General features: G+C 66.5%; 7 protein-coding genes and 1 pseudogene. 7 read left to right on the top strand and 1 reads right to left on the bottom strand.

Annotation, left to right across the window (positions count from 1 at the left end):
* Nucleotides 1-44 precede the first annotated feature (44 nt).
* Nucleotides 45-1058, bottom strand: coding sequence for a GlxA family transcriptional regulator (locus tag P3W85_RS02075; RefSeq protein WP_276263543.1), 1014 nt, complete (start codon nt 1056-1058; stop codon nt 45-47).
* A 457-nt stretch (nt 1059-1515) separates the two neighbouring features.
* Here P3W85_RS02075 and P3W85_RS02080 point away from each other — a divergent pair, with 457 nt between their 5' ends.
* From P3W85_RS02080 to P3W85_RS02110, 7 genes and pseudogenes are all read left to right on the top strand, one after another.
* Nucleotides 1516-2790, top strand: a complete 1275-nt coding sequence (locus tag P3W85_RS02080; RefSeq protein ID WP_276263544.1) for a serine hydroxymethyltransferase — start codon at nt 1516-1518, stop codon at nt 2788-2790.
* A 29-nt stretch (nt 2791-2819) separates the two neighbouring features.
* Nucleotides 2820-3791 carry a dipeptidase gene (locus P3W85_RS02085; RefSeq protein WP_276263545.1) on the top strand — a complete coding sequence of 324 codons (972 nt, stop codon included), beginning with the start codon at nt 2820-2822 and terminating at the stop codon, nt 3789-3791.
* Nucleotides 3792-3926: 135 nt separating this feature from the next.
* A complete protein-coding gene (locus tag P3W85_RS02090; RefSeq protein ID WP_276263546.1) occupies nt 3927-4460 on the top strand; it encodes a DUF5943 domain-containing protein in 534 nt (177 codons plus the stop codon).
* Between the two features lie 63 nt (nt 4461-4523).
* Nucleotides 4524-6587 (top strand): NADH:flavin oxidoreductase, encoded by a 2064-nt coding sequence (locus tag P3W85_RS02095; RefSeq protein ID WP_276263547.1) that lies wholly within the window; start codon nt 4524-4526, stop codon nt 6585-6587.
* 2 nt (nt 6588-6589) lie between these two features.
* Entirely contained in the window at nt 6590-8515 is a 1926-nt protein-coding gene (locus P3W85_RS02100) for a (Fe-S)-binding protein (protein ID WP_276263548.1), read from the top strand.
* 4 nt (nt 8516-8519) lie between these two features.
* Nucleotides 8520-9686 carry an electron transfer flavoprotein subunit alpha/FixB family protein gene (locus P3W85_RS02105; RefSeq protein ID WP_276263549.1) on the top strand — a complete coding sequence of 389 codons (1167 nt, stop codon included), beginning with the start codon at nt 8520-8522 and terminating at the stop codon, nt 9684-9686.
* Nucleotides 9683-10177, top strand: a pseudogene (locus P3W85_RS02110) (electron transfer flavoprotein subunit beta/FixA family protein); the annotation flags it as partial. The gene P3W85_RS02105 and the pseudogene P3W85_RS02110, both read left to right, overlap by 4 nt.

Below are 10177 nucleotides of genomic sequence, written 5' to 3' on the forward strand. Positions count from 1 at the left end.
ACCTGGCCGCTTTGTATCGCCACGCGACCGCATGAGTCAGTGACTCACGCGTGCATCTGCGCCGACCCCACAGACCCCGGCGTCTTCGCCAGCGGCGCGATCTGCTGCCGGCGTTCGCGCGTCGGCGCGACGCCAAACGAGTCGCGGTAGCTCTTGCTGAAATGGCACGCGGACTGGAAGCCGCACGCCATCGTGATGTGCATGATGGACATGTCGGTCTGCAGCAGTAGCTCGCGCGCGCGGCGCAAACGCAGCGTCAGGTAGTAATGCGTCGGCGTCATCCCGAGATGGTCGCGGAACAGGCGCTGCAACTGCCGCTGCGACATGCTCGCCAGACGCGCGAGCTCTTCGCGCGACAGCGGTTCCTCGATGTTGTTCTCCATCAGCGCGACCACCTCGAACAGCGACTTGTTCGCCGAGCCGAGGCGCGCCACCAGCGGCATCTTCTGCTGCGCGCTCGTGTCGCGCACATGTTCGACGATGAACTGCTCGGCGATCTGCGTGACGCGTGCGCTGCCGACGCGGATGGTGATCAGGTTCAGCATCATGTCGAGCGGCGCGACGCCGCCCGTGCAGGTGATGCGGTCGCGGTCGATCACGAATAGTTCCTTGAGGAAGCGCGTGTCGGGAAACTCTTCCTTCAGCGCCGACATGTTCTCCCAGTGGATGGCGCAGGCGTAGCCGGCGAGCAGCCCGGATTTGGCCAAGGCGTAGGTGCCGGTACACAGGCTGCCCAGCGCGATGCCCTCGCGCGCCGCGCGGCGCAGCGCCGACAGGTAGTCCGCCGTGGTCGAGCGCTGCACGTCGACGCCGCCGCAGACGAACACGATGTCCGGCCGGCCGATGCTGTCGGCGCGGGTGGTGTCAATTGCCAACCCGTTGCTCGCCGTAACCGGGCCGCCTTCCGGGCTGACGATGGACCAACGGTACAGTTCCTGGCCGCTGAGGTAGTTTGCCATCCGCAGCACCTCGATCGCGCTGGTAAACGCAATCATCGTGAAGTTGGGCAACGGCATGAAGGCGAAGTGGGACAGCGACGCGGTTCGGTCGGGCGACATGGGGGCGTTCCTTGAATTCTGATGGCGTTCAGGTCTGAAGCCTGGCGACCGTCGATGGCTTTAGTGATAAATCGGGCGCAACAAACGTGCCATACGGCGAAACCCTACGTTTGGGGCGGCGAGCTCGTTTGGGCCGAGCGGTGTTGCACCGGATGCGTGACAAGCGGCACTCGCGCTGCCGCGCGCGGCACTACCGTAGTGCAATGCAGCATGCGGGAGTGACGTGATAGGAATCCGCCTTTTTGCACTTGCCCGTGTGCGTCCCATGACCGACTTGTGCAAATCGGACGCGAATGGCGGAAAAGGAAAAGAACGCGTCTGAATTCATCAATCGACCTAACACCCGAACGACAAGAATAGACCCGTCGGCAACGCTGCGCCGACGACGCAGGAAGACCCGGCAACGAGGGCCTGTCCCGCCTGTCAGGCAGCCATCTCAATCCCTCACGGAAGCTCTATGTCGAACACCCAGTCATTCTTCTCGCAGCCCTTGGCCGAGCGCGACGCGCTGGTGCGCGGCGCACTCCTGAACGAACTCGAGCGGCAGCAGTCGCAAGTCGAGCTGATCGCTTCGGAAAACATCGTGTCGCGCGCCGTGCTCGAAGCGCAAGGCTCGGTGCTGACCAACAAGTACGCGGAAGGATACCCGGGCAAGCGCTACTACGGCGGCTGCGAGTTCGCGGACCAGGTTGAGTCGCTCGCGATCGAGCGCGTGAAGCAGCTCTTCAACGCCGGCTTTGCCAACGTCCAGCCGCACTCCGGCGCGCAGGCCAACGGCTCGGTCATGCTCGCACTGACGAAGCCGGGCGACACCGTGCTCGGCATGTCGCTCGACGCAGGTGGTCACCTGACCCATGGGGCGAAGCCCGCACTGTCGGGCAAGTGGTTCAATGCCGTGCAGTACGGCGTGAACCGTGACACGATGCTGATCGACTACGACCAGGTCGAAGCGCTTGCGCACGAGCACAAGCCGAGCCTGATCATCGCCGGCTTTTCCGCCTATCCGCGCAAGCTGGATTTCGCCCGCTTCCGCGCGATTGCCGATAGGGTCGGCGCGAAGCTGATGGTCGATATGGCGCACATCGCCGGCGTGATCGCCGCCGGCCGTCATCCGAACCCGGTCGAGCACGCGCATGTGGTCACGTCGACGACGCACAAGACCCTGCGCGGCCCGCGCGGCGGCTTCGTGCTGACCAACGACGAAGAGATTGCGAAGAAGATCAACTCGGCCGTGTTCCCGGGCCTGCAGGGCGGCCCGTTGATGCACGTGATCGCGGGCAAGGCGGTCGCCTTCGGCGAGGCGCTGCAGCCGGGATTCAAGACCTACATCGACAACGTGCTTGCCAACGCAGCAGCGCTCGGCGAAGTGCTGAAGTCTGGCGGCGTCGACCTGGTCACGGGCGGCACCGACAACCATCTGCTGCTGGTCGACCTGCGGCCGAAGGGGCTGAAAGGCACGCAGGTCGAGCAGGCGCTCGAGCGCGCCGGCATCACCTGCAACAAGAACGGCATCCCGTTCGACACCGAGAAGCCAACCATCACGTCGGGCATCCGGCTCGGCACCCCGGCCGCGACAACGCGCGGCTTCGGCGTCACGGAGTTCCGCGAGGTCGGCCGCCTGATCCTCGAAGTGTTCGAGGCGCTGCGCGCCAACCCGGAAGGCGACCAGGCCACCGAACAGCGCGTGCGCCGCGAGATCTTCGCGCTTTGCGAACGCTTCCCGATCTACTGAACCGCGTACCGACAAGACTGGAGCAACCAATGAGCGCGCTGCATCAGGACAGCATCATCATCGACGGCCTGAACATCTCCAAGTTCGAGCGTTCGGTGTTCGAGGACATGCAAAAGGGCGGCATCACCGCGGCGAACTGTACGGTGTCGGTGTGGGAGAACTTCACCAAGACCGTCGACAACATCGCACTGATGAAGAAGCAGATCCGCGACAACGGCGCGCTGCTGACGCTGGTGCGGACTACCGACGACATCCTGCGCGCGAAGCGGGAAGGCAAGACCGGCGTGATCCTAGGCTTCCAGAACGCCCACGCGTTCGAGGACAACCTTGGCTATGTCGAAGCGTTCGCCGACATGGGCGTGCGCGTGGTGCAGCTCTGCTACAACACCCAGAACCTGGTCGGCACCGGTTGCTACGAGCGCGATGGCGGGCTGTCCGACTTCGGCCGCGAAGTCATCACCGAGATGAACCGCGTCGGGATCATGGTCGATCTGTCGCACGTCGGCGGCAACACGTCGTCCGAAGCGATCGCGTTCTCGAAGAAGCCGGTCTGCTACTCGCACTGCCTGCCATCGGGCCTGAAGGAGCATCCGCGCAACAAGAGCGACGCGCAGCTGCGGGAGATCGCCGATGCGGGCGGCTTCGTCGGCGTGACGATGTTCGCGCCGTTCCTCAAGCGCGGCATCGAGGCGACGGTCGACGACTACATCGAGGCGATCGACTACGTCGTGAACCTGGTCGGCGAGGACGCGGTCGGTATCGGCACCGACTTCACGCAGGGCTACAGCACTGAGTTCTTCGACATGCTGACGCACGACAAAGGCCGCTATCGCCGCCTGACCAATTTCGGCAAGGTGATCAACCCGGAAGGCATCCGGACCATCGGCGAGTTCCCGAACCTGACCGCGGCGATGGAGCGCGCGGGCTGGAAGGCGTCGCGCATCCGCAAGATCATGGGTGAGAACTGGGTGCGCGTGTTCAAGGACGTGTGGGGCGCGTAATCCACACATAAGCCGCCAGTTCTTTCACGCAATCACAAAACACGGGACGTGCCCGCGCGACACAAGCGGGCACGCGGGCGATGCCGCGCCTGCGCGATGACGCGAACGGCCATTTTTCCTCACGGAGTCACCACGATGCAACCGCAACTGCCGATCAACGTCGATCCCGATACCGGCGTCTGGACCACCGATGCGCTGCCCATGCTGTATGTGCCGCGCCACTTCTTCACCAACAACCACGTCGCCGTTGAAGAGGCGCTCGGCCGCGATACGTACGCGGAAATCCTCTACAAGGCCGGCTACAAGTCCGCGTACCACTGGTGCGACAAGGAAGCGAAGCTGCACGCGATCAGCGGGATGGCGGTGTTCGAGCACTACCTGAAACGGCTGTCGCAGCGCGGCTGGGGACTGTTCTCGATCCTGGACGCCGATCCGGCAACGGCCCGCGCGCGCATTGCGCTGCGGCACTCGTCGTTCGTGCTCGCGCAGCCGGAAAAGGAGGGCAAGCTCTGCTACATGTTCGCCGGCTGGTTCGCTGGCGCGATGGACTGGGTCAATGACACGACGCCAGCAGGCAAGGGCGCACCGCGCGCGCAGTCGAAGGAGGTGCAGTGCGCGGGCGAGGGTCACGATCATTGCGTGTTCGAAGTGTCGCCAATCGCCCACTAAGCAAACTCCACCGACCGAACCAGTCCGCACTACGAAGCATACAAACGCCAGAGGTCGTCCGCGATGCGTTATCCCCACTTGTTCAAACCTTTGCAGCTCAACCAGCTGACGCTGCGCAACCGGATCGTCAGCACCGCGCACGCCGAGGTGTATGCGGAGCCGGGCGGCCTGCCGGGCGACCGTTACATTCGCTACTACGAAGAGAAGGCGAAGGGCGGCGTCGGCCTGGCGATCTGCGGTGGCTCGAGCCCGGTGTCCATCGATAGTCCCCAGGGCTGGTGGAAGTCGGTAAACCTGGCGACCGACCAGATCATCGATCCGCTTTCGCGTCTCGCGGAGACGATGCACCGCCACGGCGCCAGGATCATGATCCAGGCCACGCATATGGGACGCCGCTCGGCGTTCCACGGCGAGCACTGGCCACACCTGATGACGCCTTCCGGTGTGCGCGAGCCGGTGCACCGCGGCAACGCGAAGATCATCGAGATCGAGGAGATCCGCCGGATCATCGCCGACTTCGCCGCCGCCGCGAAGCGCGTGAAGGACGCGGGGATGGACGGCATCGAAATCTCGGCCGCGCACCAGCACCTGATCGACCAGTTTTGGAGCCCCCGCACGAACTTCCGCACCGACGAGTGGGGCGGCAGCCTGCAGAACCGGCTGCGCTTCGGCGTCGAGGTGCTGCAGGCGGTGCGCGAGGCGGTCGGCAAGGATTTCTGCGTCGGCCTGCGCATGTGCGGCGATGAATTCCATGAGGATGGGCTTGATCACGAGCAGCTCAAGGAGATCGCGCAGGCGATGTCCGAATCGGGGCTGATCGACTATCTCGGCGTGATCGGCTCCGGCGCGGACACGCACAACACGCTTGCGAACTGCATGCCGCCGATGGCGCTGCCGCCCGAGCCGTTCGTGCATCTCGCCGCGGGTATCAAGGCGGTGGTCAAGGTGCCGGTGATGCACGCGCAGAGCATCCGCGACGCGGGCCAGGCCGAGCGCCTGCTCGCCAGCGGCATGGTCGACCTGGTCGGCATGACGCGTGCGCAGATGGCCGATCCGCATATGGTCATCAAGATCCGCGACGGGCGCGAGGACGAGATCAAGCAATGCGTCGGCGCGAACTACTGCATCGACCGCCAGTACAACGGCCTGGATGTGTTGTGCGTGCAAAATGCCGCGACGTCGCGAGAGGCGACCATGCCTCACCTGATCGAGAAGTCGCGCGGCCCGAAGCGCAAGGTCGTCGTGGTCGGCGCGGGTCCGGCGGGGCTGGAGGCGGCACGCGTCGCGCGTTCGCGCGGACATGACGTCGTGCTGTTCGAGAAGAACGCCGAAGTCGGCGGGCAGATCATGCTCGCGTCGAAGGCGCCGCAGCGCGAGCAGATGGCGGGCATCGTGCGCTGGTTCGACATGGAGACCAAGCGCCTCGGCGTCGACCGGCGCCTGGGCGTCGAAGCCGACGCGAAGATGATCATGGCGGAGAAACCGGACATCATCGTGCTGGCGACCGGCGGCCGCGCATTCTCCGACCAGGTGCCCGCGTGGGGCGTCGCCGAGGGGCTGGCGGTCAGCTCGTGGGATGTGCTGTCCGGGCGCGTCGAAGCGAAGCAGAACGTGCTGGTCTACGACGGCGTGAGCACGCACGCAGGCGCGGGCGTGGCCGACTACCTGGCCAGCCGCGGCGCCAAGGTGGAGATCGTCACGCCGGACGTGAAGGTGGCCGACGACTGCGGCGGCACGACGTTCCCGATCTTCTATCGCCGGCTGTACGAGCAGGGCGTGATCCACACCCCGAACTACTGGCTCGATCGCGTCTACGAGGAGGACGGCAAGAAGATCGCGGTGCTGCGCAACGAATACACCGAAGAACTCGAGGAGCGCGCGGTCGACCAGGTGGTGATCGAGAATGGTTCGACGCCGAACGACACGCTGTACTGGAAGCTGAAGCCGGAATCGGTCAACCGCGGCCAGGTCGACGTGCACAAGCTGTTCGCGGCGGAACCACAACCGTGCCTGTTGGAGACGCTCGGCAACGGCCGCTTCCTGTTGTTCCGGGTTGGCGACTGTATCTCGATGCACAACATCCACGGCGCGATCTACGACGCGCTGCGGCTCGTGAAGGATTTCTGACGATGAACCCCTCCAACCTGATTACCGTCCTGCTCTGGCTGTCGGTGGCGGGGCTCGCCTTCGCGGTGTTGAAGCGCGCGTCGTACTGGCGGCTTGGGCGGGCGAGCGCGCCCGGCGCGTTCGGCATTGCCAATCTGTTCACGATTCCCAAGCGCTATTTCGTCGACCTGCACCACGTGGTCGCACGCGATCCGTATATCGCCAAGACGCACGTCGCGACGGCCGGCGGTGCGATCGGCGCGCTTGCGCTCGTGTTCGTCAACTACGGTCTCGCCATCTACTCGCCCTGGCTCGACAAGCTGACCTTTGCCGCGGCGCTGGCGATGCTGGTCGGTGCGGCGTTCGTGTGGCGCCGGCGCCGGGCGAAAGACGTGCCCGCGCGCTTGTCGAAGGGGCCGTGGAATACGCTGCCATGGTTGCTCGGTTCGTTCGCGCTCGGGCTCGCCCTGTTCTCACTGGTGCCGGCCGGTCTGATGTCGGGGGCGTTCGCCGTGTTCTGCGCGGTGCTGATCGCCGTCGGCGCGCTGGCCATGACGGTCGGCGCAGCGCAAGGTGGGCCCATGAAGCATGCGATCGCGGGCCTGCTGCATCTCGCATTCCATCCGCGCCAGGAGCGCTTCGCGGCATCGCCCGAGTCGTACACCGGAAGTGGCGCCGCCACGCCGCCGACCGCACTCAAGCTGCCCGACATCGAGCACCAGGAGTATGGCGTGGCGAAGCCGGTCGAGTTCCGCTGGAACCAGCTGCTGAGCTTCGACGCGTGCGTGCAGTGCGGCAAGTGCGAGGCCGCGTGTCCGGCGTTCGCCTCGGGCCAGCCGCTGAATCCCAAGAAGCTGATCCAGGATCTTGTCGTCGGGATGGCGGGCGGCTCCGATGGCGCGTACGCAGGCAGCCCGACGCCCGGCATTCCCGTCGGCCGGCATCGCGGCGAGCCGAACGGCCCGATCGTATCCGGGCTGATCGAAGCGCAGACATTGTGGTCGTGTACCACGTGCCGCGCTTGCGTGCAGGAGTGCCCGATGCTGATCGAGCACGTCGATGCCATCGTCGACATGCGCCGCAACCAGACGCTTGAGCATGGCACCGTGCCGGGCAAGGGTGCGGAAGTGCTGGCGAACCTGCGCGAAACCGGCACGATGGGCGGCTACGATACGGCTGCGCGCTATGACTGGTCGGTCGACCTGAATGCCCCGGTGGCGCAGCCGGGCAAGACGGTCGACGTGCTGATCGTCGCCGGCGAAGGCGCGTTCGACATGCGCTATCAGCGCACGCTGCGCGCCTTTATCAAGGTGCTGAACCAGGCGGGCATCGACTATGCGGTGCTCGGCGAGGTGGAAACCGACACCGGCGACGTCGCGCGCCGTCTTGGCGACGAGGCGACCTTCCAGCAGCTGGCGAAGCACCTGATCGGCACGCTCGGCACGCTGTCGTTCCGCCAGATCGTGACGGCCGATCCGCACGTGATGCACAGCCTGCGCAACGAGTACCGCGCGCTGGGTCTGCGCGTCACGGTCAAGCATCACACGGGCTATCTGGCCGAGCTTGCGTCGAGCGGGCTGATCGCGCCGAAAGCGGTCGAGGCGCTGCGCGACAAGCGCATCACCTATCACGATCCCTGTTATCTCGGCCGCTACAACGGCGAAACCGAAGCCCCGCGCAAGCTGCTGAAGACGATCGGCATCCAGGTGGTCGAGATGGAACGCAACGGCATGCGCGGCCGCTGCTGCGGCGGCGGGGGTGGCGCGCCATTGACGGATATTCCCGGCAAGCAGCGCATTCCCGACATCCGCATCGCCGACGCGCGCGCGGTGGGCGCGGACGTGGTTGCGGTTGGGTGCCCGAACTGCACGGCGATGCTGGAAGGCGTCGTCGGCCCGCGCCCTGACGTGCTCGACGTGGCTGAGCTGGTCGCCGCCTCGCTGGAGTGAATCGATGAACACGACTAAACGAATCGACCCGCGCCGGCCGTTCATCGTCACGGCGGCGGGCCTCAGGCGGGTCACGCTGGGCGAGTCCGGCAGCGCGGACGCAAGCGCCGCGCACTGGCCCGCGCACGGCCACGCAGCCGAGGCGGCAAAGCCGCGGAGGATGGTGAAGGCGCCGCGCTATGTGCTGCTCGTCGCCGCGCACAGCGAACGCGGCGCGCTGGACGAGCATGCGCGCCAGGCAGTCGCGGCGGCCGCGCTGCTCGCCGATGCGCAGACCGAAGTGGTGCTGATGGTGTTCGGGGAACTGAAGGACGACGCGGTGGAGCTCGGCGTCGACAAGCTGATCGCGCTGCCCGAGTTCGACCGGCGCACGTTCGCGCCAGACAGCGAGCTGCGGGCACTGCAGGCGTGCGCGACGGCGCTGTCACCCCGGCATGTCTTCCTGCCCGACAACGCAAACGGCGACGGCGATCTCGGCCGGCGATACGCGGCTGCGGCGGGCGCCAGCGTCGCGACGGAAGTGGTCGAGATCGACGCGCGGCACGTCGGCGTGTATGCGCACGCCAAGCGTGCGTTCGCGACCCGCGCGCTGCCCGAGGTCATTCTGCTCGCGCCGGGGGCGGTTGACACGAAGCTGCCGTTCACCGGCGCGGGCGAGCGCCTGTCCGGCGAGTTCCTGCACGCCAGGGGAGGGGCGCAACTGTATCGCGACCTCGGTGTCGAGGAAATCGATGCCGCCCAGGTCGCGCTGGAGGAGGCGGACTTCATCGTGGCGGCCGGCAACGGCGTGACCGACGTCGGCGCGTTCGAGCGGCTTGCGGGCGCGTTCGGCGCGGCGATCGCCGCCAGCCGCGTCGCGGTCGACAACGGGCATTTCACGCGTGACAAGCAGGTCGGCGCGACCGGCAAGACGGTCGAGGCCAGCGTCTACATTGCGTTCGGCATCTCCGGCGCGGTGCAGCACCTGCAAGGCATCAAGGACTGCCGTCACGTGATCGCAGTCAATCTGGACGGCAGCGCGCCGATCGCCAGACGCGCGAACCTGACCATCGTCGGCGATGCGCAGGCACTGATCGCCGCACTGATCGAGCAGGTGCAGGCCGCGCGCCCCGCACGGGGACAGCAGCCGGCCGCAGCCCGTCCCCGCGAAGCCGCAGGAGCCGCAGCATGAACGTCCCTACGCAAGTGCAACGTATCGCGGTGCTGGTGTCCGTCGGCCGCCATTCGGTCAGCGGCGCGCCGCGCTACAGCCGCAACGACGCCGCCGCGCTCGAGCTCGGCCGCGGCCTCGCGGAAAAATATCGCGCGCAGCTCGCCGTGATTCACGCGGGCGACGCCGCCAAGCCCGCGCTCAACGACTACCTGGCGCTCGGCGCGAGCGAAGTCCAGGTGCTCGCTTGCGCGGGTGGCGAAGACGCCGCGCGCGCGCTTGCGGCGTACGTGAAGGACTATGACCTCGTGCTGACCGGCACCCGCGCAGAGGGAGCATACGACACAGGAATGTTGCCCTACCGCGTTGCCGCGGCGCTCGGCTGGCCACTGGTCGGATCGGCCGTCGACGTCGACATCGCCGGTGGTCGCGTCGCCGTGCGGCAGTTCCTGCCAAAGGGCCTGCGCCGGCGCGTCGATGCCACGCTGCCCGCTGTGGTTGCCGTACATCCG

The organism is Cupriavidus basilensis, from assembly GCF_029335485.1.
In the GTDB taxonomy this organism is placed as follows: Bacteria; Pseudomonadota; Gammaproteobacteria; order Burkholderiales; family Burkholderiaceae; genus Cupriavidus; species Cupriavidus basilensis_E.

What these genes read in the sequence shown, in the direction of transcription:
- P3W85_RS02080 (WP_276263544.1), top strand. Translation starts at nt 1,516, where the DNA reads ATGTCGAACACCCAGTCATTCTTCTCGCAGCCCTTGGCCGAGCGCGAC.
- P3W85_RS02090 (WP_276263546.1), top strand. Translation starts at nt 3,927, where the DNA reads ATGCAACCGCAACTGCCGATCAACGTCGATCCCGATACCGGCGTCTGG.
- P3W85_RS02075 (WP_276263543.1), bottom strand. Translation starts at nt 1,058, where the DNA reads ATGTCGCCCGACCGAACCGCGTCGCTGTCCCACTTCGCCTTCATGCCG.
- P3W85_RS02105 (WP_276263549.1), top strand. Translation starts at nt 8,520, where the DNA reads ATGAACACGACTAAACGAATCGACCCGCGCCGGCCGTTCATCGTCACG.
- P3W85_RS02085 (WP_276263545.1), top strand. Translation starts at nt 2,820, where the DNA reads ATGAGCGCGCTGCATCAGGACAGCATCATCATCGACGGCCTGAACATC.
- P3W85_RS02095 (WP_276263547.1), top strand. Translation starts at nt 4,524, where the DNA reads ATGCGTTATCCCCACTTGTTCAAACCTTTGCAGCTCAACCAGCTGACG.
- P3W85_RS02100 (WP_276263548.1), top strand. Translation starts at nt 6,590, where the DNA reads ATGAACCCCTCCAACCTGATTACCGTCCTGCTCTGGCTGTCGGTGGCG.